The sequence below is a fragment of the Hoyosella subflava DQS3-9A1 genome, assembly GCF_000214175.1.
Lineage (GTDB): Bacteria > Actinomycetota > Actinomycetes > Mycobacteriales > Mycobacteriaceae > Hoyosella > Hoyosella subflava.
Window position 1 is genome coordinate 1,869,483 of sequence record NC_015564.1, and the last position, 26,335, is coordinate 1,895,817.

At 61.9% G+C, this 26,335-nt stretch carries 25 protein-coding genes; 23 read left to right on the forward strand and 2 right to left on the reverse strand.

What is annotated here, in order from left to right:
• Positions 1–24 precede the first annotated feature (24 nt).
• The 19 genes from thrS (at position 25) to AS9A_RS08805 (ending at position 20,767) form a co-directional block, all read left to right on the forward strand.
• Positions 25–2,082 (forward strand): threonine--tRNA ligase, encoded by a 2,058-nt coding sequence (thrS, locus tag AS9A_RS08715; RefSeq protein ID WP_013806602.1) that lies wholly within the window; start codon positions 25–27, stop codon positions 2,080–2,082.
• On the forward strand, positions 2,082–2,636 hold the full coding sequence (locus AS9A_RS08720; RefSeq protein ID WP_041451721.1) for an HIT family protein: 555 nt from the start codon (positions 2,082–2,084) through the stop codon (positions 2,634–2,636). Before thrS ends, AS9A_RS08720 begins: the two co-directional genes overlap by 1 nt.
• Positions 2,637–2,739: 103 nt before the next feature.
• The gene (gene pgsA / locus AS9A_RS08725) at positions 2,740–3,390 is read left to right on the forward strand and encodes a phosphatidylinositol phosphate synthase (protein WP_013806604.1); all 651 of its coding nucleotides are present in this window, start codon (positions 2,740–2,742) and stop codon (positions 3,388–3,390) included.
• On the forward strand, positions 3,387–4,313 hold the full coding sequence (locus AS9A_RS08730) for a phosphatidylinositol mannoside acyltransferase (protein ID WP_013806605.1): 927 nt from the start codon (positions 3,387–3,389) through the stop codon (positions 4,311–4,313). Before pgsA ends, AS9A_RS08730 begins: the two co-directional genes overlap by 4 nt.
• Positions 4,314–4,420: 107 nt before the next feature.
• Positions 4,421–5,554 (forward strand): glycosyltransferase family 4 protein, encoded by a 1,134-nt coding sequence (locus AS9A_RS08735; RefSeq protein ID WP_041450972.1) that lies wholly within the window; start codon positions 4,421–4,423, stop codon positions 5,552–5,554.
• A 16-nt stretch (positions 5,555–5,570) separates the two neighbouring features.
• Positions 5,571–6,608 carry an NUDIX hydrolase gene (locus AS9A_RS08740; RefSeq protein WP_013806607.1) on the forward strand — a complete coding sequence of 346 codons (1,038 nt, stop codon included), beginning with the start codon at positions 5,571–5,573 and terminating at the stop codon, positions 6,606–6,608.
• A gap of 110 nt (positions 6,609–6,718) precedes the next feature.
• Complete coding sequence (gene pdxS / locus AS9A_RS08745) at positions 6,719–7,639, forward strand: pyridoxal 5'-phosphate synthase lyase subunit PdxS (RefSeq protein ID WP_013806608.1); 921 nt, start codon at positions 6,719–6,721, stop codon at positions 7,637–7,639.
• A 59-nt stretch (positions 7,640–7,698) separates the two neighbouring features.
• On the forward strand, positions 7,699–8,523 hold the full coding sequence (locus tag AS9A_RS08750) for an acyl-CoA thioesterase (RefSeq protein WP_013806609.1): 825 nt from the start codon (positions 7,699–7,701) through the stop codon (positions 8,521–8,523).
• 170 nt (positions 8,524–8,693) lie between these two features.
• The gene (gene pdxT, locus AS9A_RS08755) at positions 8,694–9,311 is read left to right on the forward strand and encodes a pyridoxal 5'-phosphate synthase glutaminase subunit PdxT (protein ID WP_041450973.1); all 618 of its coding nucleotides are present in this window, start codon (positions 8,694–8,696) and stop codon (positions 9,309–9,311) included.
• Positions 9,312–9,396: 85 nt separating this feature from the next.
• Complete coding sequence (locus tag AS9A_RS08760; protein WP_013806611.1) at positions 9,397–10,149, forward strand: YebC/PmpR family DNA-binding transcriptional regulator; 753 nt, start codon at positions 9,397–9,399, stop codon at positions 10,147–10,149.
• A 107-nt stretch (positions 10,150–10,256) separates the two neighbouring features.
• Positions 10,257–10,856, forward strand: coding sequence for a crossover junction endodeoxyribonuclease RuvC (gene ruvC, locus AS9A_RS08765; protein ID WP_013806612.1), 600 nt, complete (start codon positions 10,257–10,259; stop codon positions 10,854–10,856).
• Positions 10,853–11,458: a Holliday junction branch migration protein RuvA gene (ruvA, locus tag AS9A_RS08770; protein WP_013806613.1), complete on the forward strand. Its 606-nt coding sequence runs from the start codon at positions 10,853–10,855 to the stop codon at positions 11,456–11,458. The genes ruvC and ruvA overlap by 4 nt, the downstream gene beginning before the upstream one ends.
• A complete protein-coding gene (gene ruvB, locus AS9A_RS08775; protein WP_013806614.1) occupies positions 11,455–12,543 on the forward strand; it encodes a Holliday junction branch migration DNA helicase RuvB in 1,089 nt (362 codons plus the stop codon). The genes ruvA and ruvB overlap by 4 nt, the downstream gene beginning before the upstream one ends.
• Positions 12,544–12,646: 103 nt before the next feature.
• Positions 12,647–13,024 carry a preprotein translocase subunit YajC gene (gene yajC, locus AS9A_RS08780; RefSeq protein ID WP_013806615.1) on the forward strand — a complete coding sequence of 126 codons (378 nt, stop codon included), beginning with the start codon at positions 12,647–12,649 and terminating at the stop codon, positions 13,022–13,024.
• A 52-nt stretch (positions 13,025–13,076) separates the two neighbouring features.
• On the forward strand, positions 13,077–14,669 hold the full coding sequence (gene secD / locus AS9A_RS08785) for a protein translocase subunit SecD (protein ID WP_041450974.1): 1,593 nt from the start codon (positions 13,077–13,079) through the stop codon (positions 14,667–14,669).
• The gene (secF, locus tag AS9A_RS08790; protein ID WP_013806617.1) at positions 14,666–15,928 is read left to right on the forward strand and encodes a protein translocase subunit SecF; all 1,263 of its coding nucleotides are present in this window, start codon (positions 14,666–14,668) and stop codon (positions 15,926–15,928) included. Before secD ends, secF begins: the two co-directional genes overlap by 4 nt.
• A gap of 28 nt (positions 15,929–15,956) precedes the next feature.
• A complete protein-coding gene (locus AS9A_RS08795; protein ID WP_013806618.1) occupies positions 15,957–17,693 on the forward strand; it encodes an ABC transporter substrate-binding protein in 1,737 nt (578 codons plus the stop codon).
• 24 nt (positions 17,694–17,717) lie between these two features.
• Positions 17,718–18,266, forward strand: a complete 549-nt coding sequence (locus AS9A_RS08800) for an adenine phosphoribosyltransferase (RefSeq protein ID WP_013806619.1) — start codon at positions 17,718–17,720, stop codon at positions 18,264–18,266.
• Positions 18,267–18,412: 146 nt separating this feature from the next.
• Positions 18,413–20,767 (forward strand): RelA/SpoT family protein, encoded by a 2,355-nt coding sequence (locus AS9A_RS08805; protein ID WP_041451725.1) that lies wholly within the window; start codon positions 18,413–18,415, stop codon positions 20,765–20,767.
• Positions 20,768–20,855: 88 nt separating this feature from the next.
• Here AS9A_RS08805 and AS9A_RS08810 read toward each other — a convergent pair whose 3' ends face one another.
• The gene (locus tag AS9A_RS08810) at positions 20,856–21,647 is read right to left on the reverse strand and encodes a peptidylprolyl isomerase (protein WP_013806621.1); all 792 of its coding nucleotides are present in this window, start codon (positions 21,645–21,647) and stop codon (positions 20,856–20,858) included.
• Between the two features lie 7 nt (positions 21,648–21,654).
• Complete coding sequence (locus AS9A_RS24335) at positions 21,655–22,533, reverse strand: peptidylprolyl isomerase (protein ID WP_013806622.1); 879 nt, start codon at positions 22,531–22,533, stop codon at positions 21,655–21,657.
• Between the two features lie 119 nt (positions 22,534–22,652).
• On the opposite strand from AS9A_RS24335, the gene AS9A_RS08820 reads away from it, so the two are divergent.
• From AS9A_RS08820 to AS9A_RS08835, 4 genes are read left to right on the forward strand one after another with little or no spacing between them, the layout of a single operon-like run.
• Entirely contained in the window at positions 22,653–23,324 is a 672-nt protein-coding gene (locus AS9A_RS08820) for an MBL fold metallo-hydrolase (RefSeq protein ID WP_013806623.1), read from the forward strand.
• A 24-nt stretch (positions 23,325–23,348) separates the two neighbouring features.
• A complete protein-coding gene (gene hisS / locus AS9A_RS08825) occupies positions 23,349–24,611 on the forward strand; it encodes a histidine--tRNA ligase (RefSeq protein ID WP_041450975.1) in 1,263 nt (420 codons plus the stop codon).
• Positions 24,604–25,248 (forward strand): hypothetical protein, encoded by a 645-nt coding sequence (locus tag AS9A_RS08830; protein ID WP_013806625.1) that lies wholly within the window; start codon positions 24,604–24,606, stop codon positions 25,246–25,248. The genes hisS and AS9A_RS08830 overlap by 8 nt, the downstream gene beginning before the upstream one ends.
• Positions 25,249–25,269: 21 nt before the next feature.
• Positions 25,270–26,295: an Rv2578c family radical SAM protein gene (locus AS9A_RS08835; protein WP_041450976.1), complete on the forward strand. Its 1,026-nt coding sequence runs from the start codon at positions 25,270–25,272 to the stop codon at positions 26,293–26,295.
• Positions 26,296–26,335 lie beyond the last annotated feature (40 nt).

Consider the following 26,335-nt stretch of genomic DNA (forward strand, 5'->3'; position numbering starts at 1 on the left):
GACGCAGATGAGGAGATTCGCACTGTGACCACGCCCGTGACTCGTTCCCAGGCCCAGCGCGTAGCCGTGCCGGCCGGGACGGCGGCCGGGCGGGCGGTATTCGACGCCGGCCTGCCGACTAAAGGCGCGGACGGCATAGTCGTGGTGCGCGACGCGGACGGAACCTTGCGGGATCTCTCGTGGACGCCAGACTCGGACGTGGAGGTTGAAGCTGTCGCGGCGGATACCGAAGAAGGTCGCAGCGTAATTCGCCATTCGTGCGCTCACGTGTTGGCGCAGGCCGTGCAGCACGAGTTCCCCGAAGCGAAGCTCGGTATTGGCCCGCCGATCAAGGATGGTTTTTACTACGACTTCCGGGTGGACCGGCCGTTTACACCCGAAGACCTCACCCGGCTCGAAACGCGGATGAAGAAGATCATCAAGCAGTCACAGCGGTTCTCTCGCCGAGTGGTCGAATCGGTGGAGGCAGCGCGGGAGGAACTGGCGAAGGAGCCCTTCAAGCTGGAACTGATCGACGACAAATCGGGCGTGGATGACCCTGAGGTGATGGAGGTCGGCGGCAGTGAGCTCACGATCTATGACAACCTCGACCCCCGCAGTGGGGAGCGAGTGTGGGGCGACCTGTGCCGCGGGCCCCACACGCCTACGACGAAACACATCCCAGCGTTCAGACTGACCCGCACTTCAGCCGCGTATTGGCGTGGCGATCAGAGCCGCGAGGATCTGCAGCGCATTTATGGCACAGCGTGGGAATCCCAGGAAGCGCTCGACCGCCACCTCGAACTCCTGGCCGAAGCGGAGCGGCGCGACCACCGCCGAGTCGGCAACGAACTCGACTTGTTCAGCTTCCCGCACGAACTAGGTTCCGGTCTGCCGGTCTTTCATCCGAAAGGCGGCATCGTCCGCAAAGAGATGGAGGACTACTCCCGTCAGCGCCACATCGAGGCCGGCTACGAGTTCGTCTATACCCCGCACATCACCAAATCGGATCTTTATCAGGTGTCGGGTCACCTCGACTGGTACAAAGACGGCATGTTCCCGGCGATGCAGATCGACGCGGAGCTTGATGACGACGGGAAAGTCCGCAAGCCCGGCCAGGACTATTACCTCAAGCCGATGAACTGCCCGATGCACAATCTGATTTTTGCCACGCGTGCCCGTTCCTACCGTGAGCTGCCGTTGCGAATGTTCGAGTTCGGGTCGGTCTACCGGTATGAGCGTTCTGGTGTGGTGCACGGCCTGACCCGGGTCCGCGGGATGACCCAGGACGACGCCCACATATATTGCACTCGTGAGCAGATGCACGATGAGCTGACCAGCATTTTGCGGTTCGTCCTCGACTTGCTCAAGGATTACGGTCTCGACGACTTCTACCTTGAGCTGTCCACTAAGGATCCGGAGAAGTTTGTCGGCTCGGACGAGGTGTGGGAAGAGGCCACACGCACGCTCGAAGAGGTCGGTAAGGCTTCTGGTCTGGAACTCGTGCCCGACCCAGGCGGGGCCGCGTTCTACGGACCGAAGATCTCCGTGCAGGCGAAGGACGCACTCGGACGCACGTGGCAGATGTCGACCATCCAGCTCGACTTCAACATGCCGGAGCGTTTCAGCTTGGAGTACACCGGCCCCGATGGGAGCCGCCAGCGCCCGGTGATGATTCACCGTGCGCTGTTCGGTTCGATCGAGCGGTTCTTCGGGGTGCTGACGGAGCACTACGCGGGCATGTTTCCCGCGTGGCTTGCGCCGGTGCAAGTAGTGGGCATCCCAGTTGCGGAGAAGCATGAAGAGCACCTATTTTCGGTAATCTCGCAGCTCAAGTCGGCTGGCATCCGGGCCGAAGTAGACGTCAGCGATGAGCGGATGCAGAAGAAGATCCGTACCCACACCACCGGCAAGGTTCCGTTCATGCTTCTCGCGGGTGACCGTGACGTAGAAGCTGGAGCAGTGAGCTTCCGATTCCACGACGGTTCGCAGCTAAACGGGGTACCCGCAGATCAAGCGATAGAGATTATTACGGGCTGGGTGTCGGGCCGGATTAACGCAGCCCCTGCCGCGGCGACGCTGCGCGCAAACGGGGCACCTTGATCGTGGACCACGACCAGCTCGTCGACTCCGGGGTAGGTGTGCCCGACCGGCTGCAGCGTATCTGGACACCGCACCGCATGTCCTATATTGCAGACTCGTCGGTCCCGGAAAAAGACGAGGGATGCCCGCTGTGCAGGATCCCGCAGATGAGCGACGAGGAAGGGCTGGTTATTGCACGGGGCCGCACGGTGTACGCCGTGCTGAACCTCTACCCGTACAACCCTGGGCACCTGATGATCGTGCCCTACCGTCATGTTGCCGACCTCACCGAACTCAACGAATCGGAAAGCAATGAGCTCACCGCGTTCACGCAGGTGGCACTACGAGTAATCCGTGGGGTGTCGCAGCCTCACGGATTCAACGTCGGGCTGAACCTCGGTGCCGCCGCCGGAGGCTCATTGTCTGCGCACCTCCATCAGCATCTGGTCCCGCGCTGGGTGGGAGATGCGAACTTCATCACCGTGACCGGTGAAACGAAAGTTTTGCCGCAGCTTCTGCGGGAAACGCGGTCGCTTCTCTCCCTGGCCTGGGATACGCCGCAAACTGAGACTTAACTCGCGTGCCACGCGAACGTCGGCGGGCCCGGCGCGCTTTCGCGCCTGTCCGGTTATAGGCTCTCGGTAACGTTCATCCATTTCATCACGGAAAAGGGCTGTCATGCTTAGCGTTTTCGGGCGACCGTCGGTGTCGAAAGTCACCGCGCCACTCGGAAGGGCGCTGGTTCGTGCGGGTATTAGCCCAGATGCCGTGACTATCGCCGGCACAACCGCTACGGTTGCCGCTGCACTCACGCTGTTCCCGACGGGCCACCTCTTCTGGGGTGCCGTGGTTATCGCCTTATTCGTTCTGTTCGATCTCGTTGATGGAGCAATGGCCCGGGCCCGGGGCGGAGGCACGCCGTATGGGGCTGTGCTCGATGCGACGTGCGACCGTATCGCGGATGGTGCGATCTTTGCAGCACTAGCATGGTGGGCCGTATACCACGAAGAGTCCAGGCCGCTCGTGGCTGCAACACTGATCTGTCTGGTGACCTCGCAGGTAGTTTCCTACGCGAAGGCGCGCGCGGAAGCGAGTGGCCTGACGGCGGACGGCGGACTGATTGAGCGGTCAGATCGTCTGGTCATCGTGCTTCTCGGTGCGGGCTTCACCGGAATTGGCGTGTTCTGGGCAATTCACGTCGCAATGTGGCTGCTCGCCATCGGCAGCATCGTCACCGTCATTCAGCGTGTGGCGGCCGTTCGGCGCTCACCCGGAGCGCTCGCTGTGATGACCGAAACTCAGCCTGAAACCCCTCAGGAGCCTCAATGAGCGACTCGCCCGCGCTGGTAGACACTTTTTCGGACTACGCATTTGCGACGGGGTGGCGGCTCGTTCGTTCGTTGCCAGAGCCAGTTGCAGCGGGAACGTTCAATATGGGCGCTGACTATGCGGCACGCGGCGGCGGCCCAAACCAGTTGCGAAAAAACCTCGCCCGGGTGCTCGGCGTCCACCCGGTCGCGGTCCCAGGCGTATTGATGCGCGCTGCTATGCGCTCTTACGCGCGGTACTGGCGCGAAGCGTTCCGATTGCCCTCTATGGACCTAGTTGAGGTGGCGCGGTCAATCGACGAGAGTGTCCACGGCCGCGAGAATCTACTGAACCCGCACGCGGACGGCCGCGGCGTTGTGCTCGCGCTGCCTCACAGTGGCAACTGGGATCTCGCGGGGGTGTGGCTGGTGCACACCCTAGGCAGATTCTCGACCGTGGCCGAGCGGCTCAAGCCGGAATCGCTCTATCAGCGCTTCGTCGACTACCGCGAGTCGTTGGGGTTCGAGATCTTCCCCACGAGCGGTGGCGAGCGACCACCTTCACAGGTGCTGAAGGAGAGGCTGACCGAAGGCAAAGTCGTGTGTCTCCTAGCGGATCGCGATCTGACCGCGGCGGGAATCCCGGTGGACTTTTTCGGTGGCCGGACCAGTTTTCCCGCCGGTCCGGCCAAGCTCGCGCAGGAAACGGGCGCCGCGTTGGTGCCCGTACACTGCTGGTTTACGCCAAACGGCTGGGGCTTCAAAGTGGAGCCTGAGATCGACTTGGCCCAGGGCGTCGCGTCGGCAACGCAGGAACTGGCAGACGTGTTTTCCCTGAACATTGTGCGATATCCGGCAGACTGGCACATGCTGCAGCCGCTCTGGTGGGAAGACCTGTCGAAGGAACGACTGGCCCGGATGGGAGTGTCGACCGAAGAGACTTAGTGCATGGCGTACAGGAGCGGAGAGACAATCGAGTAGGGGAGTCCGGGCGACTGGGGAGCCGGGATCCGTAGCGGATGGGAAGATATGCCGGCGAAAGAGCATGCGTTGTGAAGATCGGGATGGTCTGTCCTTACTCGTTTGATGTGCACGGCGGTGTCCAGGCGCACGTGGCTGAACTCGCTGGAGTCCTCATCGAGATGGGACACACCGTGAGCGTGCTCGCGCCCGCTTCCGACGATGTTGAACTCCCGTCGTATGTCGTCTCAGCTGGGCGAGCACTGCCGATCCCGTATAACGGCTCGGTGGCGCGGCTGAGCTTTGGTCCCGTCGCCTACGCGCGGGTACGCCGCTGGCTCACTGAGAATCAGTTCGACGTGGTGCACCTCCACGAGCCCAACGCGCCGAGCCTGTCGATGCTCGCATTGAGCCTCGCGGATATTCCAGTCGTGGCCACCTTCCACACGTCGACAACCAAATCGCTCGTACTCAGCACATTCCAGCCCGTCCTGCAGCCTTTGCTCGAGAAGATCAACGGAAAAATCGCGGTCTCTGAATTGGCCCGGCGCTGGCAGATCGAGTCTCTGGGATCAGACGCTGTGGAGATCCCCAACGGTGTCCATGTCGGGTTCTTCGCGACCGCGCGGCCTTTTCCAGGCTATCCACGCGCTGGGAAGACCATTCTTTTCCTCGGTCGCTACGACGAGCCCCGAAAAGGCATGGCTGTATTGGTGAAGGCGTTGCCCCAGTTGGTAGAGCGGCACCCAGATCTTGAGGTCCTCGTCGTGGGCCGTGGCGACGAAGCGGAGCTGCGCGAGGAACTCGGTCCGCTTGAGCGTCATTTTCGCTTTCTTGGGCAAGTGACAGACGCGGAGAAAGCAGCAGCCTTGCGCAGCGCCGATGTCTATTGCGCACCAAATTTGGGCGGTGAGAGCTTCGGCATCGTTCTCGTCGAAGCCATGGCCGCGGGCACACCGGTGGTAGCGAGTGAACTCGATGCATTCCGCAGAGTTCTCCGTGACGGGAGAGCAGGATGCCTGACACGAACCGGCAACGCCAACGATCTTGCCCGCGGAATCGACCGGGTGCTTACCGACGATGAATACCGTGAGGAAATCATCTCCGGCGCGAGTGTAGCTGTCCTCCATTATGACTGGAGCGTCGTTTCACGCCAGGTACTGCGCGTTTACGAAACCGTCGTCATGACAGCGCCAGTGCCACCGAAGCCGCTTCGGCGGGCATGACAAGGGAGGCTGATCGATGACCTCGTGGTGGTTTCTCCTCCTCACTGCGGCCGTTGTCGCGATTGTCGTCATCACTGTTGCCTGGATCATGACGACGGCGAGTCGGCTCGACCGGCTCCACATCCGGTATGACAAGGCATGGCAGGCGCTCGACTCTGCGCTGGGCCGCCGCGCCGTCGTGGCGCGCTCGATCTCCGATGCACTTACCCGCGCTCCCACGGATACTGACACCTCTATCCGGCATGCCGACAAATTGAAGCGTCTGTCTTTGCGCGCGGAGCGCGCTGACCGCGATGACCGCGAGGACGCGGAGAACGCGCTCTCCGCGGCGCTCGCACAAATTCGGCCTGCATCACTGAGTCCGCAGCTCGCTGCGGAACTCGCTGATGCTGAGGCGCGAGTCCTCATCGCGCGCCGCTTCCACAATGATGCTGTCCGAGACATCGCGACGCTACGCCGACGTCGTCCGGTGCGCTGGCTCCGTCTTGCTGGCACCGCGTCTGAACCGCTGCATTTCGAGATCGCCGAACGGCAACTGTCCCCGCAGTTCGAGGCCGCTGCGCCGCGAAGCTCAGCCCGAGTTGTGGTACTCGACCAGCATGATCGAGTATTGCTGTTGCGCGGCCGTGACCCCGAGGGGAGTGGGGAGTTCTTCTGGTTCACTGTTGGCGGAGGAGTTGAACCGGGGGAATCGCTCCGGGAGACCGCGGTCCGCGAGTTGCGTGAGGAAACCGGGCGTGACGTGCCGGTGAGGTCGCTCCGAGGCCCGCTATGGAAGCGCTCAGAGGTTTTCTCGTTCAACGGAACGGTGATGCGCAGCGAAGAGGAGTTCTTTGTGGTGCGCACCGGGGAGTTCGTCCCGTCGATGACTGGTTTGACGGACTTGGAGAATCGCGTGGTCAGCGATTACAAATGGTGCACACCTTCTGAAATGGAAACGCTCGCGATGGCTGGCGAGAAGGTATACCCGGAGGAACTGCCTCGCCTCGTCGGCGAAGCGGCAGCCGTACTTGAGGGTGAGCGCGAGGTCGTGACGCCCCGCCGGATCCACTAACTCGGGTATGTGGATGGGTCGGCCTTCGCACTTGCGGAGCCGACCTCCTAGGATGAAACCCCGAGAACTTTAGACCACCCAACTTGACGCCATATGCAGGAGAGACTTTCGTGAGCGCAACCCCTACCAATTCAATTGACGCCGGTTTGCCTGTTACCGGCACGGCCAGCGTAAAGCGCGGTATGGCCGAAATGCTCAAGGGGGGCGTGATCATGGACGTCGTCACGCCCGAGCAAGCCAAGATCGCGGAGGACGCCGGAGCAGTTGCCGTCATGGCACTCGAACGGGTACCCGCTGACATCCGGGCCCAGGGCGGCGTCGTCCGAATGAGCGACCCTGACATGATCCAGGGAATCATTGACGCGGTATCCATCCCGGTGATGGCGAAAGCGCGAATTGGGCATTTCGTCGAAGCCCAGATCTTGCAGAGTCTGGGCGTTGACTACATTGACGAGTCGGAGGTGCTCACGCCCGCCGACTACGCCAACCACATCGACAAGTGGCAGTTCACGGTGCCGTTCGTATGCGGTGCGACCAATCTTGGCGAGGCGCTGCGCCGGATCACCGAAGGCGCGGCGATGATCCGGTCGAAGGGCGAGGCAGGGACCGGTGATGTGTCAAATGCGACCACTCATATGCGAGAGATCGGCGGAGCCATCCGTCGGCTGACGTCCTTGAGCAAGGATGAGCTTTTTGTCGCGGCGAAAGAGCTGCAGGCGCCGTACGAACTCGTAGCCGAGGTCGCTGCGGCGGGCAAACTTCCCGTCGTGATGTTCACCGCAGGTGGTATTGCTACGCCCGCTGACGCGGCGATGATGATGCAGCTCGGCGCGGAAGGCGTCTTTGTTGGCTCCGGGATCTTCAAGTCCGGTGACCCCGTCAAGCGTGCCGCCGCGATCGTCAAGGCAACCACGTACTTCGACGACCCAGATGCGCTGGCAAGTGTTTCACGAGGGCTCGGCGAAGCCATGGTGGGGATCAATGTCGACGACCTCCCACAGTCGCACCGGCTCGCGGAGCGTGGCTGGTAACGCACGCAGCAAGATATCTGAGAAGTGCCACGAAACTTCACTGACGGGAGCACGAGTACATGGCGAGGATCGAAGAAGTCCTAGAGCTCGAGCAGATCGACCGTGACATCTACCGTGGAGCACCGATCGAAACGATACTCCAGCGCACGTTCGGTGGGCAGGTGGCGGGGCAATCGCTGATCTCAGCCGTGCGCACTGTCGATCCGGAGTACACCGTGCACTCACTCCACGCGTACTTTCTTCGGCCGGGCAAACCGAAGATCCCGACCGTGTACCGGGTGGAGCGGATCAGGGAAGGCCGCTCGTTTTGCACGCGCAGGGTTAATGCGCTTCAGGACGGCGAGATCATCTTCGTGATGTCGGCCTCATTTCATCGCGGTGACAAGGGCCCCGAGCATATGGATGAGATGCCGCCGGTGCCCAAAGCAGAGGATCTGCCCGACTCAGCGGACGCGGCAGAGTTCCGTGATCGCTGGGAGCTGAAGGAGTGGTCGAATTGGGACTTGCGCATTATCCCGGGTGACCAGACCGAAATGCATCCGCGCCTGGCTGCTCAACAGCGGGTGTGGATGCGGTATCGGGCACCGTTGCCTGACGACCAAACCACCCATGTCTGCACGCTCGCCTACATGAGCGACATGATGCTCCTTGGTTCAGCGCTGGTCCCGCACCGTGGTGTAAAGGTTCAAATGGCGTCCCTTGACCACGCGATGTGGTTCTTCCAGCCGTTCCGGGCGGACGAGTGGCTTCTCTATGACCAGACTTCGCCGTTTTCTGGATCCGGCCGGTCTCTGACGCAAGGCCGGATCTTCGACGCGCAGGGCAATATGGTCGCCGCGGTGGTCCAGGAGGGGCTCACACGCTGGCTTCAAGAACAGGGATGACCGTCGGCAGATTCCAGCGCTTCTAACCGTTTGCCCACCTTCGAGCGACAATGTCGACTTCCTGAGGCGATGTCGCTCGGAGGTGGGCAAACGATTTTGCGGTCGGCATGGGTTCTCGCGGTCATATGTGAGTCAGGCCACTATCGCTGGACGACTATCCTGGCTCGGTGATGTCCACACCGTTGATAGGCGTACTTGCGCTGCAAGGCGATTTCCGCGAGCACATCGCCGCCGTTGAGGCGTGCGGTGCCCGCGCGATCGGTCTGCGCCGCCGAGAAGAAATCGATGCTATCGACGGCCTGGTGATTCCGGGCGGCGAATCCACGACGATGAGTCGGCTGCTCACTGCGTTTGAGCTCCTCGACCCGTTGCGTTCACGGCTGAAAGAAGGGCTCCCCGCTCTCGGTTCGTGTGCCGGAATGATCATGCTCGCGAGTGAAATCCTCGACACGCGGCCGGATGCGCAGCACCTAGATGCCCTTGATATCACGGTGCGGCGCAATGCTTTCGGTCGCCAGGTCGACTCCTTCGAGGAGGATCTGCACATCGACGGTATCGAGGGCGGGCCGGTTCGGGCTGTGTTCATTCGCGCTCCCTGGGTTGAGCGGGTAGGCGCGAGTGTCGAGGTGCTTGCCAGGGTCGAGGCGGGCCCCGCGCAAGGGCGCATCGTTGCTGTGCGCGAAAACGCGGTAATCGCCACGTCGTTCCATCCGGAGGTGACGGGGGATCTGCGAATACATGACTTGTTCGTACAGACGGTCCGTGGATCTACCCTTAACAGCGGGTAACATCGGCTGACTGAAGCACTCCGCTTACTCTCTGGTACCACAGGAACTCGGGGAGAAGCACGAACGCCGGAAGGGATGCGCCAGGATGAGCGGCCACTCCAAATGGGCCACCACAAAGCACAAAAAGGCCGCGATCGACGCGAAGCGAGGCAAGCTTTTCGCCAAGCTGGTCAAGAACGTCGAGGTAGCCGCGCGTACGGGTGGCGGTGATCCAGCTGGCAACCCTACGCTCTTCGATGCGATACAGAAGGCGAAGAAGGCGTCAGTGCCCAATGACAACATTGAGCGGGCACGTAAACGCGGTTCCGGCGAGGAAGCGGGCGGTGCCGACTGGCAAACCATCATGTACGAAGGCTACGGACCGAACGGCGTGGCAGTGCTGATCGAATGTCTAACAGACAACCGCAATCGCGCTGCCGGTGAAGTGCGTACAGCCATGAGCCGCAACGGCGGCAACATGGCTGACCCCGGTTCTGTGGCCTACCTCTTCTCTCGCAAGGGTGTCGTCGTCCTGGAGAAAGGCGACCGCACCGAGGATGATGTCCTCATGGCGGTGCTCGAGGCGGGGGCAGAGGAAGTCAATGACCTCGGTGACAGCTTCGAGGTCGTGTCGGAGCCTGGAGATCTGGTTGCGGTGCGCTCCGCGCTTCAGCAAGACGCGATTGACTACGATTCAGCAGAGCTGAGTTTCCAGCCCTCCGTGAGCGTCGCCGTCGACGTCGATGGCGCGAGGAAGGTCTTCAAGCTGATCGACGCTCTTGAGGATTGCGACGACGTGCAGAACGTGTACTCGAACGTGGATGTCTCAGATGAGGTGCTCGAGCAACTCGAAGAGTAACGACCCGATGTCACCCTAGGCGTTGCGTCACGTTTTCATGCCCGGTCTCCGTTACGCTATCGAACGAATGTTCGTAGCTGGTGGCTGGGGTAGGTCGTGGAGGTGGCATGCGTGTCATGGGGGTTGACCCGGGTCTGACTCGGTGCGGCCTGGGCATTGTTGATGCCGGCAGTGGCCGGGAAGTTGCGCCCATTGCGGTTGATGTCGTCCGAACCCCGCCTGACCTCGAACTGTCCGCCCGCCTGCTGCGGATTGCCACCGCGGCAGAGGAATGGATGGATCTGCACAGGCCGTCTGTGGTCGCCATCGAGCGTGTCTTTTCCCAGCACAACGTCAGCTCCGTGATGGGGACAGCGCAGGCCGGGGGAGTTGTGGCCCTGGCGGCAGCGCGACGCGGCATTCCGGTTGCGTTTCACACACCAAGTCAGGTGAAGTCGGCGGTAACCGGAAACGGGTCCGCCGGGAAGGAGCAGGTCATCGCGATGGTGACCAGGATCCTCAATTTGCCCACACCGCCACGGCCCGCCGATGCGGCTGATGCACTTGCGCTGGCAATCTGTCACTGCTGGCGCGCGCCTATGCTCGACCGAATGGCACAAGCTGAGGCACTGGCGGCTACTGCACGCAAGAAATACCAGGCCCGCCTGGCTGCAGAGCGGCGCGCCCAGAAGAAAGTCAGCCAGAGCAAAGCCAGGGGAACGAAATGATTGCCTCGATCCGGGGGCCGGTGCTTTCTATCGGTCTCGATCACGCCGTCCTTGAAGCTGCTGGCGTGGGGTACCGCATCAATGCGACTCCGGGGACGCTGTCAACGTTGTCACGAGGTTCGGATGCTCGCCTGCTCACCACGATGGTGGTTCGCGAAGACTCGATGACGCTTTACGGGTTTCCTGATGAGGAATCACGTGAGTTGTTCACCTTGCTGCAGACAGTTACCGGGGTGGGGCCACGCCTCGCCATGGCCGTGCTCGCAGTGCTCGAGCCGCAGCTACTGCGTACTGCGCTGGCGGAGGGTGACGTCCGAGCATTGACCAGGGTCCCAGGGGTAGGTAAGCGGGTGGCTGAGCGTCTGGTCGTCGACCTCCGTGACAAAGTTGGTCCTGTGCACCCGAGTACGACGGACGCACCGATCGTGGGCCCGCGGAGTAGTAGCGTTGTGCAAGACCAGGTGGCTGAAGCGCTGGTCGGGCTGGGATTCAGCGCAGCGCAGGCAGAACAGGCGACGGCTGAAGCGGCGCAATTGCAGCCCGAGGCGTCGAACTCAACGCTGCTGCGTACCGCTCTCGCTTCCCTGGGGAAGAACAAATGAGCGAGACTGCTGATGACCCAGATATCCCGATGTCGTCGCAACTTGTCGAGGGCGACAACGATGTTGAAGGCAGTCTGCGGCCTAAGAGTCTCCGCGACTTCACCGGCCAGCCAAAGGTGCGGGAGCAGTTAGATCTCGTCCTCTCGGGCGCGAAGCAGCGCGGGTCGGCTCCCGACCACATTTTGCTGTCGGGGCCGCCCGGCCTGGGCAAAACCAGCCTCGCCATGATCATCGCCGGTGAACTCGGGACATCGCTGCGGCTGACCTCAGGGCCGGCACTCGAGCGCCCCGGTGATCTCGCTGCGATGCTCAGCAACCTGGTCGAAGGCGACGTTCTGTTCATCGACGAGATTCACCGAATCTCCAGGCCGGCCGAGGAAATGCTCTACTTGGCGATGGAAGACTTCAGAGTCGATGTTGTTGTCGGGAAAGGGCCAGGAGCTACGTCGATTCCGCTGGAAATCGCACCGTTCACGCTCGTGGGCGCGACCACCCGGTCCGGCGCGTTGACGGGGCCTTTGCGCGATCGTTTCGGATTCACCGGGCACATGGATTTCTACGAACCGTGGGAGCTGCAGAGCATCCTCGCGCGCTCGGCACGAATTCTGGGTGTCAGCCTCCAAGACGATGCGGGCGCGGAGATCGCGCGCAGGTCACGTGGGACACCGCGAATCGCTAACCGGCTCCTGCGCCGTGTCCGCGATTATGCGGAGGTGCGTGCTGACGGCGTCGTGTCTCTTGATATCGCGCGCGCCGCACTCGCGGTGTATGACGTCGATGACCTTGGCCTTGACCGGCTCGACAGAGCAGTTCTGCAGGCGCTGGTGCGCAGCTTCAACGGCGGGCCGGTCGGCGCAGCCACCCTTGCCGTAGCGGTCGGTGAAGAACCAGCGACGGTCGAAGAGGTGTGTGAACCCTACCTAGTGCGAGCGGGTATGCTCGCGCGCACACCCCGTGGCCGTGTCGCGACGGTGACGGCGTGGGAGCATCTGGGACTTGTGCCTCCAGCCGACACCGCCATCGCGGGGATCGCGGTGCGTCAGAAGGAAGAAACTATTTCCCTTTTCGACTCTGATGACCTGTGAGCCGTGATAACTCGGCATCGGCCACTGTTGATGGCACACTGGTGTACTGGTTGGGCGAGCAGCGCCTGACCACGCATACCTCGACTCAAGGATTGACACACTGATGGAACTGCTCCTGCCGCTTCTCGTGCTCCTGCTACTCGTTCCACTGTTTCTCTCGGTGCGGCGGCAGAAGAAGGAAGTCGACCGCCAAAGGTCCCTGCAGGACGCGCTCACGATCGGTGACCGTGTCATGACTACGTCCGGCATGTACGGCGATGTCGTGGCAATCGCGGACACCACAGTTGACCTCGAGATCGCTCCCGGCGTGGTGACGACGTGGCTGCGTGTAGTGGTGCGCGACATCGTGACAGAAGACACGGACGAACTGAGTGACACGTTCGAGCAGGCCGGAACTGATGATTCTTCCGCCGGTCCGGGTTCACCCGAGGGGAATGCGCCCGAAGGTTTCAATCAGCGGGGACCCGAACCCGGCAGGTAGTAACCGGCACCCGTGACCGGCACGCGCCGGTCACTTTCAAGGAGAATCGTTCGTGGCATCGTCGAGTAGACGGAAATACCCTCTCCGGGTGCTGAGCGCCTTCGGAGTTCTTTTTGTACTGTGTTACACACTGATCCTCTTCACCGGTGACCGTGGAGCAACTCCGCGCTTGGGCGTTGATCTCCAGGGTGGTACCCGTGTCGTGCTTACCGCGATCACGCCAGACGGGTCGAGGCCAAGCGAGGACGCGCTCCGGCAAGCACAGCAGATCATTTCGACTCGAATCGACGGGCTCGGTGTCGCTGGCTCCGAGGTGATTGTCGACGGTGACAACCTCGTCATCACCGTTCCTGGGCAGGACGGCGCTCAGGCGCGAACCCTCGGTGAGACCGCGCGAATGTTCGTGCGCCCAGTCATCGGATCGCAGCCTGCCCCAGATGCGCCGGCTGAGGGCGAGGACGATGAAGGCGCTGCGGACGACGATAGCGAGCCTGTTTCAGAGGTTCTCGATCCGGATGAACTCGCGGCTCAGATAAGTGAGGCCCGTGATCTGAGGCAGAGCGACGATCCCGCGGTGCAGGAGGAGGCCCTCACGTCACACGAGTGCGCCCCGACGGACATTCTTGCTGGCAATGATCTTCCGGATCGTCCACTCGTGACCTGCAGCAATGACGGGGCGATGGTTTACCTGCTCGGTCCGGTCTTCATCGAGGGCGAAGACATTGATAGCGGCAGTGTGAGTGATGGTTACAACCAGCAACAGGCACGCTGGGAGGTCTCGTTCCGGTTCGGCGGCGATGCAGGCCGCGACTGGGCTACGTTCACACGGGAAAACGTTGGGCAGCAGGCCGCATTTGTGCTGGACACCGCGGTGGTGAGTGCACCCGTTATTCGGGAACCAACCCCTGCAGGCAGTGCGACCTCGATTTCTGGAAACTTCACGCAAGATGAAGTTCGCGACCTCGCGAACCAGCTACGCTACGGTGCTCTCCCGTTGTCCTTCGACTCGTCACAGGCGGTGACAGTCTCGGCGACTCTCGGTCTTGCCTCCCTAGAAGCAGGGCTTATCGCGGGCGGGATCGCGATGGTCGCCGTGCTGCTCTACTCGCTGCTCTACTATCGCCTGCTCGGTGTTGTCGCAGCGTTCTCACTGACACTGGCCGGCATGATCGTGTACGGCATTCTTGTGCTGCTAGGCAGATACGTGAACTTCACGCTAGATCTGGCGGCGATAGCCGGCTTCATCATCGGTATCGGTATGACGGCCGACTCGTTCATCGTCTTTTTCGAACGAATAAAGGACGAGATGCGGGAGGGACGAAGTTTCCGTTCCGCGGTGGAGCGGGGCTGGCAGCGGGCCCGCCGCACAATTCTGACGGGTAATGCTGTGTCTTTCATCGCTGCGGCGATTCTGTACGCCCTCGCTGTGGGACAGGTGAAGGGTTTCGCGTTCGCGCTAGGCCTGGTCACCATTCTTGACCTGGTAGTGGTGTTCATGGTCACGTATCCGATTCTGGCCCTGGCGACCAAGTCGAAGCTCCTGTCCAACCCCCGTTTCAATGGGCTTGGTGCAATCACTCAAGTCGCTCGTGAGCGTGCGGCGCTTGCGGAGGCACCGAGTGCGTCGAAGGAGGCGCAGCAATGACCAGTCCCGATGCGGCCACATCACCGGCCCCGGTACCGCCCGGGGCGCCCCGGGCCGATGAGCTTCCACGCCACGGCTTCTTTTACGGGCTCTATACCGGAACGGGTGCGTTCAACATTGTCGGGCGCAAGAACCTTTTCTTCCTGATTGCTGGCGCAATCGTGGCCATATCGATCGTGGGGATCCTCATCCGTGGTTTCACCTTCGGCATTGATTTCGCCGGTGGAACGCGGGTTGACTTCCCTGCTGGTCAGGTAAGTGTGCAAGAAGCGGAAGAGGTCTTCACTGACACGCTGGGAATTTCGCCTACGACCTCGCAGGTTGTAGGTACAGGTGCCACCGCGTCGATCCAGATCCGGTCCGAAGCTCTTGAGGAGCCGCAGATCCAGGCAGTACAGCGGGCGTTGTTTGAGGCGTTCCAGCCGTTAGACGAAACTGGAACACCGAACATCAACGCGATCAGCGTCGCGGGAGTTAGCGAAACATGGGGCGACCAGGTCACTGAGCAGGCGATCATTGCGCTAATCGTCTTCTTCGTGATCGTATGCGGGTATATCGCGCTGCGATTCGAGTGGTACATGGCGCTTGCGGCGATGGCCGCCGTGACCTTTGATCTGACTGTCACGGCCGGGGTTTACGCGATTGTCGGTTTCGAGGTCAGCCCGGCAACCATCATCGGTTTGCTGACGATCTTGGGCTATTCGCTGTACGACACGGTCGTTGTGTTCGACAAGGTTCAGGAGAACACGCGCGGCGTTACCCAGACTACGCGGCGAACCTACGCTGAACAGGCCAATCTCGGCGTGAATCAGACCCTGATGCGTTCCTTCAACACGTCCCTTATCAGCGTCTTGCCCATCGCGTCGCTGATGATCGTGGCGGTCTGGATGCTCGGTGTGGGGACACTGAAGGATCTGGCGCTCGTGCAGCTCGTCGGTGTCCTCGTCGGAACCTACTCCTCGATCTTCTTCGCAACTCCGCTGCTGGTGTGGATGAAGCAGCGAACGGAAGAAATCAAAGAGCACACCAGCCGGGTGATGGAGAAACGTGCCGAACGCACGGGGGCACTCGCCGCAGCTACGGTTGGCGCTGGCACTGCGGTCACCGGAAATCCTGTTGCGGCCAGGACTCCGGAAAGCGCAAGCGGCACAGTCAGTGGTGAAGAAGCGTCTCCACCAGCAGGGGGCATCGCTCCAGGTGGGCGTAGGGGCCGCGCCCCGAGCCCAGGAGCCCGGCCCACAGGCAAGCGGAAGCGGTGACAATTCTGTCCTGGAAGGATGGCCGGGAATGAGCGGACGGTCCAGAATGCGGAGGACGAAAGCGGGGATCGCTGGACTTGCGGTGGTGGCGACCACGGGCAGCCTGGCGAGTTGTGCAACCTCAGATCCGCTGCGTGAAGTCACTCTCGGCTACGCCGTTGACGCGCCAATCACCACATACAACGCAAATACTGTCACTGGCGCTCTGTCCGCGGGCCCAGCCATATTCGGACGCGTGCTCACCGGATTGAGCTATCCCGGACCAGAAGGTGCACCCCTTGAGGACCGGGACTTCGGGACAATCGAACAGATAGCAGGCGAAGCGTTTACGTTCCAGGTGACGATTCGCGACGAAGCCGTCTTCTCTGATGGCGAGCCCATCACGTGTGACGATCTCGTGCTGGCGTGGGCGGCGGGTAGTGGCCGCTTCACCGTCGACGACCCTGACTCGGAAGAGACGCGTCCCCTGTTCGACGCAGCCAGCGACTGGGGCTTCGCTGATGTCGAGAACGTCGCGTGCGAGCCGGGGACGAAACAGGCACGAGTGGAACTGCGTGCGGGACGCCCGTTCACTGATTGGCGGGCGCTGTTTTCCGCGACCACTGTGATGCCTTCCCATGTGGCAGGTCGTGCGGCCGATGTACCGGACATCGTTGGGGCAGTCGCCTCGGAAGATCTTGACGCACTCGGGCGGCTCGCAGAGTTCTGGAACACCGGGTGGACTCTCGAGCCCGGGGCGCTGGATCTCTCCCTTTATCCGTCGTCTGGGCCGTACATGATCGAGTCGTTCTCCGAAGAGAACGGTCTGATTCTGGAGCGCAATCCGCAGTGGTGGGGCGAGCCGCCAAGGACGCCAAGGATTGCGGTGTGGACCGGCAGGGAAATTCGTGACGCGGTCGCTCGGGATGACGCTCATGTGGTTGATGTCGGGGCGGGGTCCGTCGCGGGGCTAGACCTCGGCGGTTTCACCGAACAGCTGGTGCCAGCGCTCAATATCGAGCAGCTGATCTTCAACACCAGGGGCATCTTCGGCAATGTCGATGCGAGACGCGCGTTCACCGCGTGTGTCCCGCGGCAGCGGATCGCTGATGACATCGTGGCGCCGGTGTACGAAGATTCCGCCAATCTCGGCGAGCGGTACGGGCCGGTTGCAAGTTCGCGTGTAGTTCCGGTCGGCGCGGCAGGGTACGACTTCATTGCCGGACCCGCGCAGCAGGCCTATCTGCAGCCTGATATCGAGGCGGCGCGTGCGTTCCCTGAACTTGACGGTGCACGTATCCGGGTGGGCTACACGGGGCCTGACCGGCGACGCGAGGAGATCGTGTCGTTTCTTGCACGGACATGCAGTGAAGCAGGCATCATCGTGCAGAACGTGAGCTCTCCCGCGTTTGACCCTAGCGAGGCAATGCAGGCAGGCGAGGTCGACATTGTCGTGGGCGGCAGCGGTGGAGTTCAAGGACCCGGTGGACTGCGGTCTGCGGGCGCGCAACTCGTGACCCTGCATTCACGCAGCCCGCTCAATATCGGTGCGTTCAGCTTCGAGGCGCTGGACGGGGTCATCGCCGAACTCGCTATCACAGGACAGCAGGATGCTCGCTTCGAGAGGCTTGCGGAGGCCGAGCGAATCATGTGGGGCGAACTTCCGTCGGTACCTCTGTCCGTGCAGCCGCGCGTGACCGCTCACGATGACGTGGTAGTCGGGGTGGTTCCCAATGGGTCCAAGGCAGGCGCGGGGTGGAATATGGACAAGTGGGCGCGGGAGTGAAGCCGGGAAGACACGGAGCCGCCGATGAGCGCTGACGAGTCGGCGGGAGACTATATTGCCCGCCTCACCCGCACGGTGCCCGACTTCCCCCAGCCAGGCGTGACATTCGCAGACCTCACTCCGGTATTCGCGGATCCAGCGGGTTTGCGGGTCATTGTGAATGGCCTGGTGGAGGCGGTACACGCTCCGGGCGTCGGTGAGGTTGATCTCGTCGCCGGTATCGACTCCCGCGGTTTCCTGCTCGGCTCCGGCGTGGCTCTGATGCTTGGTACTGGAGTGCTGGCGATCCGTAAAGCAGGAAAGTTACCGCCTCCCGTACACAGCCGTGAGTACACCCTCGAGTATGGCAACGCTGCTCTCGAGATCCCCGCCGACGGCATAGCGTTCGAGGGGCGCCGTGTCCTCGTGATCGACGACGTTCTCGCGACGGGCGGGACGCTGTGTGCTGCGGTGGATCTACTGAGAAGCGCCGGTGCGGAGGTCGTTGCAGCTGCGGTGGTGGTCGAAATTGCGCAGCTCCGGGGCCGCGATCTTCTCGGAGGGGTACCACTGACAGCGCTGTCGCTCCAGTGAGGTTTAGAGTTGCATGAGAGTGATAGGACATCGATGCGTAAGCCAGGCGCCGACGAGTGACGGCTGACGAACGCGCGGGAGGTGATCGTGTGGGTCAGGATCCCGGATCGACGCGAGCCGACATTAGCTCGGGCTCCAGCGCATCTGTGAGCGAATCACGACCGGAGCGGGACGCCAGCGTAAGCGGAGGGAGCGGTCAGTCTCCGGTTCCGCCCTCCAGCCCGGCACCGCCCGTAGTAAGTGCCCCCACGTCGGCGTCACGACGCGTCCGGGCACGCCTCGCGCGGCGCATGACCGCGGGCCGAAGCGTGGGCGTGAAGCCGGTACTCGAGCCGTTGGTGGCGATTCACCGCGAGTTCTACCCGAAAGCCCCGCTGGCCACATTGCAGCGCGCCTACGACGTCGCTGAATCGAAACATTCCGAGCAGGTCCGTAAGTCTGGCGATCCGTACATCACGCATCCGCTCGCAGTGGCGTCCATTCTTGCCGAACTCGGCATGGACACCACGACTCTCATAGCGGCACTGCTGCACGACACGGTCGAAGATACTGGTTACAGCCTAGAACAGTTGCGCGAGGACTTCGGTGAGGAAGTCGCGCACCTCGTTGACGGCGTCACCAAGCTTGACAAGGTCGTGCTCGGTTCTGCGGCAGAGGCAGAAACGATCCGGAAAATGATCATCGCGATGGCGCGTGATCCTCGTGTGCTCGTCATCAAGGTCGCTGACCGGCTGCACAATATGCGAACAATGCGATTCCTGCCGCCGGAGAAGCAGGCGCGGAAGGCTCGCGAGACCCTCGAAGTTATTGCTCCGCTGGCGCATCGACTCGGCATGGCCACCGTTAAATGGGAACTCGAGGACCTCGCGTTCGCGATCTTGCATCCGAAGCGCTATGAGGAGATCGTCCGGCTGGTTGCTGACCGTGCCCCGTCCCGCGACATCTACTTGGAGAAGGTTCGCAAGCAGATAGACGACGCATTATCCGCAGCCAAACTCAACGCGGTTGTCGAAGGCCGGCCCAAGCACTACTGGTCGATCTATCAGAAGATGATCGTCAAGGGGAAGGACTTCGACGAGATTCACGATCTCGTAGGAATACGGGTGCTGTGCGATGAGGTACGCGGATGCTACGCAGCAGTCGGTGTCGTTCATTCGCTGTGGCAGCCGATGGCTCAGCGATTCAAGGATTACATCGCCCAGCCGAGGTATGGGGTGTATCAGTCGCTGCACACCACGGTCGTCGGCCCCGAGGGGAAGCCGCTCGAGGTGCAGATCCGGACTCACGAGATGCACCGGACCGCGGAGTACGGAATCGCTGCGCATTGGCGGTACAAGGAAACCAAAGGGAAGCATTCGAACGATGCCACCGAGGTAGACGACATCGCCTGGATGCGGCAGCTGCTTGACTGGCAGCGGGAGGCAGCGGACCCGGGGGAGTTCCTGGAATCACTGCGCTACGACCTTGCGCTGAAGGAGATCTTCGTTTTCACCCCGAAGGGTGACGTCGTGACCTTGCCTGTCGGGTCTACGCCCGTAGATTTCGCGTACGCGGTGCATACCGAGGTTGGGCATCGGTGTATCGGTGCGCGCGTGAACGGCCGGCTGGTACCACTCGAGCGCAATCTGGACAACGGTGAAGTGGTCGAGATTTTCACCTCGAAAGCTGAGAATGCCGGGCCTAGTCGTGACTGGCAGACGTTCGTCGTATCTCCACGCGCGAAAACAAAGATTCGGCAGTGGTTCGCGAAGGAACGTCGGGAGGAAGCACTCGAAGCGGGCAAAGATGCCATCGCGAAGGAAGTACGTCGCAGCGGCCTTCCGTTGCAGCGGATTCTGAGCGGCGATCTGATGGCGGCAACGGCGCGGGAACTGCGGTATCAAGATGTCGACGCGCTGTATGCGGCGGTCGGCGAACATCACGTCTCCGCGCAACACGTGGTGCAGCGTCTGGTCGCGCAATTCGGCGGTGTCGACGACGCGGAGGAAGAACTTGCCGAGCGAGCCACTCCGTCATCGACGCCGAAGAGGCACCGGAGAACAGCAGGCGATGTCGGTGTTCAGGTACCAGGAGCGACGGGCATCCTTGTCAAGCTCGCGAAGTGTTGCACTCCTGTTCCCGGCGACGACATCATGGGGTTTGTTACCCGCGGCGGCGGTGTCAGTGTGCATCGGACCGACTGCACGAACGCGTCGTCGTTGCGAACTGAGTCCGAGCGGCTGATCGACGTCCGCTGGGCGCCATCCCCGCATTCCATGTTCCTGGTGGCAATCCAGATAGAAGCGCTCGACCGTCACCGGCTTCTTTCTGACGTCACCAAAGCGCTCGCGGACGAGAAGGTAAACATCTTGTCGGCGTCGGTGACAACATCTGGCGATCGCGTCGCGATCAGCCGGTTTACGTTCGAAATGGGTGACCCGAAGCACCTGGGCCATGTTTTGAACGTTGTCCGAAATGTGGAGGGTGTGTACGACGTTTACCGCGTCACGTCAGCAACTTAGGCATCGGTGGCACCGGTGGCGAGAAGAAGGATTTGTTGTTCGCGACCGATGCCGGTACCAACTACATTTCTATCGCTGCGAGCCCGGCTCACGAGCCGATCTGGATGCTCATAATCTGCACGGTCTGCCGCGGCGCCCCCTGATGCTCAGGAGTTGTTCCCTCGGCAGCGATGTCTTCGATGAGTGAGAGCCCGTCGTCAACATTGCCGAAGACGGTGTAGACAGGCGGGAGCGGTGAGTCGTCGTAGACGATGAAGAACTGACTGCCGTTATTGCCTGTACCCTGATCTCTCATCGCCACCGTGCCGCGCGGATAGACGGTGGTGACCTCCGCTTCACCGCTGTCTAAGGCGAGCTGATCGGTGGGGAACTCGTTGGCGAATGCGTACCCGGGCCCACCTGTACCAGTGCCAGTCGGGTCCCCACATTGCAGCGTGAAGATGCCGCGCGTGGTCAGCCGATGGCAGATTGTGCTCGTGAAGTAGTCCTGCTCGGCCAGGCTGACGAAGCTATTGACGGCACAGGGTGACTTGGCGCGGTCAAGCGACAGTTCGACCACGCCTTCGCGGAGTTCGATCCTTGCGCTGATAACGCCGGTCGCGGGAACTGCCGATGTGGGCGGAAGCGTGACTGGACGCGCTGAATTTCCGGCGCGATCGTAGGTGCAGTCCACCCGCTCAGGAAGTTGATCGGTGCGCGCGCCGCTGACATCGAACGGTTCAGCATCGAGGATCACGCTCTCGTCGGCAGGTACCTGTTCCGCGAAGGGGCTAGCGGGCACGCCGGTGGCGTCAGCATTGTCGCTGTCGCCGCCTGAGCACGCGGCCAGCAGCAATGCTGGAGCCACGATGGCGGCGGCCACTCGACGTGCACGCTTCATGTTGTGCTCATCCTCTTACGGTCACTGTTGCGATGTCGGCGGGGTTGTTGGGCGGACCATCGTTGCCTGGCGCACCACCCTCCGCGACCTCGTCGATTACACGCAATCCTTCGTCGTCGATCGTGCCGAAAACGTTGTAGGCGGGAGGCAGCGGTGACTCGTCGTAGACAAGAAAGAACTGGCTGCCGTTCGTACCGGGTCCCGCGTTGGCCATCGCCACGGTACCCCGAGCGTAAACGGTCTGCGCGTACATGATTTCTTCTGGCGACTCGTACTGGTCAGCGGGGAACTCATCGGCGAAGCTGTACCCGGGCCCTCCAGCGCCGGAAGCGGACGGGTCGCCGCACTGCAGTACGAAGATCCCGCCCGTGGTCAGGCGATGGCACTCAGTGTCGTTGTAGTAGCCCTGCTCCGCGAGGCTTACGAAGCTGTTGACGGTGCACGGCGACTTCGCACGGTCAAGAGTGAGCGTGACCGGACCGCCACTCATCTCAAGGGTGACATCGACAGTGCCCTCAGTGGGAACGTCGCTCGTGGGTGGCAGCTCGGCCTCCCGCGCCGCCTCCATAGGGGATTCAGCGTAATCGCAGTCAACGGTAGGAGGTAACGCCTCAGACCGCGCTTCGGGCAGCGGCTCGGGTTCGGGTGCTTCGAACGGGTCCTGCTCGTCGGTGATATTGGTGATTTCATCCTCTGCCGCCACATCGGTGTCATCGCCGCGTGTGACAGCGAAGACCGCGACTGCAGCGCCCACAACGAGTACGACACCACCGACTGCCGCGGCGATGGTGAGTTGTTTCCTTCGCCGATCGTGCTCAGCGCGTTCCTTCAGCTGGCGCTCGAGCTTCTGCTTGGCGGCCTCTCTGCGCTCCTGGTTCGACGACACCGACGCATTACCTCCCTCATAGGCGGAATTACCGCTTGACAGGCTAGCCGCCTACCCTGAGAAGTCAGACCAACTGGGCCCAAAAGGTCTGTGGATGCAGCGAAAGCTAGGAGTGGCGTGTGCGTGTGATGGGTTTCCCCGCCGGGATGTTCCAGACGAACTGTTATGTGGTTGCGCTCGACGACAGGGCCGAGTGCGTCGTCATCGATCCTGGCCAAGAGGCTCTCGAGCCACTGAAGCAGGTCTTTTCGCAACACTCCTGCGAGCCTGTGGCTGTCTTGCTCACGCATGGACATCTTGATCACACATGGACTGCTCAGCCGCTGTGCGATGAGTATGGCATTCCAGCCTTCATCCATCCCGACGACCGCGAAATGCTCGCAACCCCGTCGGCTGGTCTCGGGCCGCAGCTCAGTGGATTTGTGCAAGATTCTGATTTCACAGAGCCGGGCACGGTGAAAGACCTCACTGACGGTGAGAAGATCGAGCTAGCTGGCATCGAGTTCGCGATTGACCACACGCCGGGGCATACTCGCGGTTCGGTGGTGGCGCGCGTGCAGGTGGAGACTGGTGAGGGGCCGCGACAGATCGCGTTCACAGGTGACACCCTGTTCGCCGGCTCGGTTGGCAGATCCGACTTGCCCGGCGGCAGCCATGAGCAGCTTCTGGCGTCGATCGCGGATAAACTTCTGCCGCTAGGTGACGACACTATGATCCTGCCTGGGCACGGCGACACCTCGACCATTGGCCGTGAACGGGCTGCCAACCCGTTCTTACAGGACATCCGGTAGCAGCAGAAAGTCGAACGAGCGAACGTGACAACAAGATTCTCCGCCCCTAAAGGGGTGCCTGACTACGTGCCGCCCGCATCAGCGGAATTCCTTGCGGTACGCGACGGGTTGCTCCGCACTGCGAGACTTGCCGGGTACGGGCATATTGAACTCCCGATTTTCGAAGATACCGCGCTGTTTGCGCGCGGTGTGGGGGAGTCCACGGATGTGGTGTCGAAGGAGATGTACACCTTCGCTGACCGTGGCGACAGATCCGTGACGCTGCGGCCGGAGGGCACCGCAGGAGTGATGCGCGCGGTGATCGAACATGGACTCGACCGCGGTCAGCTTCCGGTGAAGCTGAGCTACGCGGGTCCGTTCTTCCGGTATGAGCGGCCGCAGGCAGGGCGATATCGCCAGCTTCAGCAGGTCGGCATCGAGGCGATAGGTGTGGATGACCCAGCCCTTGACGCTGAGGTGATCGCAATCGCCGACCAGGGTTTCCGCGGTCTGGGACTGACCGGGTTCCGGCTCGAACTGACCTCGCTTGGAGATGACACGTGCCGCCCGCAGTACCGTGAACGTCTCCAGGAGTTCCTCTTCGGGCTTGATCTCGACGAGGAGACTCGTGAGCGAGCCCGCCTGAATCCGTTACGTGTCCTTGACGACAAGCGGCCGCACGTTAAGGAAATGACGGCTGGCGCTCCGCTGATGCTGGATTACCTTTCGGATAGCGCCAAGGCTCATTTCGATGAGGTTCTCGGCCATCTTGACCGTCTGGGTGTGGAGTACGTCATCAACCCGAGGATGGTCCGCGGCCTCGACTACTACACAAAGACGACGTTCGAATTCGTGCACGATGGGTTGGGATCGCAGTCCGGAATCGGCGGCGGCGGGCGCTACGACGGGTTGATGGCGGAACTTGGCGGACAAGCACTCTCCGGCATTGGGTTCGGTATTGGCGTTGACCGGACGGTCCTTGCGTTGGGGGCAGAGAACGTTACAGCGGCCAGCCTCTCGCGGTGTGAGGTGTACGGCGTGCCTCTCGGACAGGCGGCCCGCGAACGCATGGTCGTCCTCGCCCATGAACTGCGTGGCGCCGGCATCGCGGTCGATATCGCGTACGGCGGACGAGGACTCAAAGGTTCGATGAAGGCCGCAGACAAATCCGGCGCACGCGTCGCGCTTGTTCTGGGTGATCGTGACCTCGCTGAAGGTGTGGTCGGGCTGAAAGATCTCCGCACGGGTGAACAGCGGCCGATCCTGCTCACCGCGGTGTGCGACGAGGTGGTGGCGACCCGTGAGTGACCGGCCAGAACAAACTCAGCCACCGATTGCACTGGATCTAGTGCGCCGCGATGTTGTTGTGCCGAAACTGCGGCGCGTCGCGATGGTCTGTTTCGCAGTCGGCATCGTGGTGGCGCTGCTCGTCTCTCTCATGACTGAAACGTGGATCGCGGTCCTAGTCGGCCTGGGAATCGGCGGACCGCCAGGTTTGGGTGCGCTGCTCGCGGCCCGCCGCGCCTGCTGGCTGGATGGCCGCACCGTTTATTCTCGCAGCGTCACGACAAAGGGCGTGGAGACTGGAGGGCTTCAGCGCGCGGAGCTGACTGTGCAGCCGGGGCGGTTTCGGCAGATCCACCTGGCCTTGCAGGATCGTCAGACCACTGTCACGGTGCTGCTCGCGCTTTACGGATCGGACCGGGGAGCTGAACTCGATGTGATGGCGATGCGCCGCCTCGCTGACGTCCTTGCGATGAGTGAATCGATCAACGCCGCCACCGTATCGCGGGTACTTGTCGAACACCTCCGAGCGGAAGCACGCGGTGCGGGACTTACCGAGCGCCCTTTGTATCGTGCAGTTCACCGCGCTGAGCAGCATGCGAAGAACGGCAGAGTTGCGCTCACAGAGGACGATCTGGTCAGCCTCCTTGACACTGAGTAGAACACATGTTCGAATCGGTGGATGAGGTGGGATGCTCAGTCGGTGGCAGTTGACGACGGTGCGCTGCCTGGGCTGACACGGGCGGGTTTGGTGCGCAGTATCCGGTCACCAGAGTTCGACGGGGTCACGTTTCATGAGGTCTTGTGCAAGTCCGCGCTGAACCGGGTACCAGCGGAGTCGGGGATGCCATTTCGCTGGACGGTGAACCCCACACGTGGGTGCACGCATCAGTGTAAGTACTGCTTCGCGCGTCCGACACACGAGTATCTCGATCTCAGTGCAGGAAGCGATTTCGATAGTGAGATCGTCGTCAAGACGAACATTGTGCCAGTTTTGCGGCGCGAACTCCGGCGAGCCTCGTGGCGGCGTGAAAACGTGGCACTCGGGACGAACACCGACCCCTATCAGCGAGCCGAAGGCCGTTACAAGCTGATGCCGGGGATCATCTCGGCTCTGGCCGAGTCCGGAACTCCGTTTTCCGTGCTGACGAAGGGCACGCTACTGCGCCGTGACCTGCCGCTCCTGAGCGCCGTTTCGCGGCACGTTGACGTCAGCCTCGGGGTGTCATTGGCAATGCTGGACGAAGAACTGCAGCAATCAGTGGAGCCGGGCACCCCCACGCCACGTGCGCGACTCTCCCTAATCCGGGCAATTCGCGAAGCGGGTATGCCCTGTGGCGTGATGATCGCTCCCGTGATTCCGTATCTGACTGATTCGGCGCAGCAACTCGATGACTTGCTCGGCGCCGTGTCTGAAGCGGGAGCGACGAAAGTCACCGTTCTTCCCATGCACCTGCGGGGGAGTACGCGGGATGTGTTCATGAATTGGCTCGGCGAACAGCACCCCGCGCTGATCCGCAGGTATCGCGCGGTTTACGGGCGTGGCGCCTACGCCAGTACGGACTACCAGGAGTGGCTGCGGGCGCGCGTCGCACCCCTCGTGCGGAAACATTGCCTCGGGGCGAAGAGATCAAGTGGCGATTGCGAGCCGCGGATCGGCAAAGATCGGCGGGCGGTGCATCCCGCAACGGCTCTGACTTTGTTTTGACCTCCGCTCTGGGAGGCCAGGTTCGACCGAACGTCGTCCC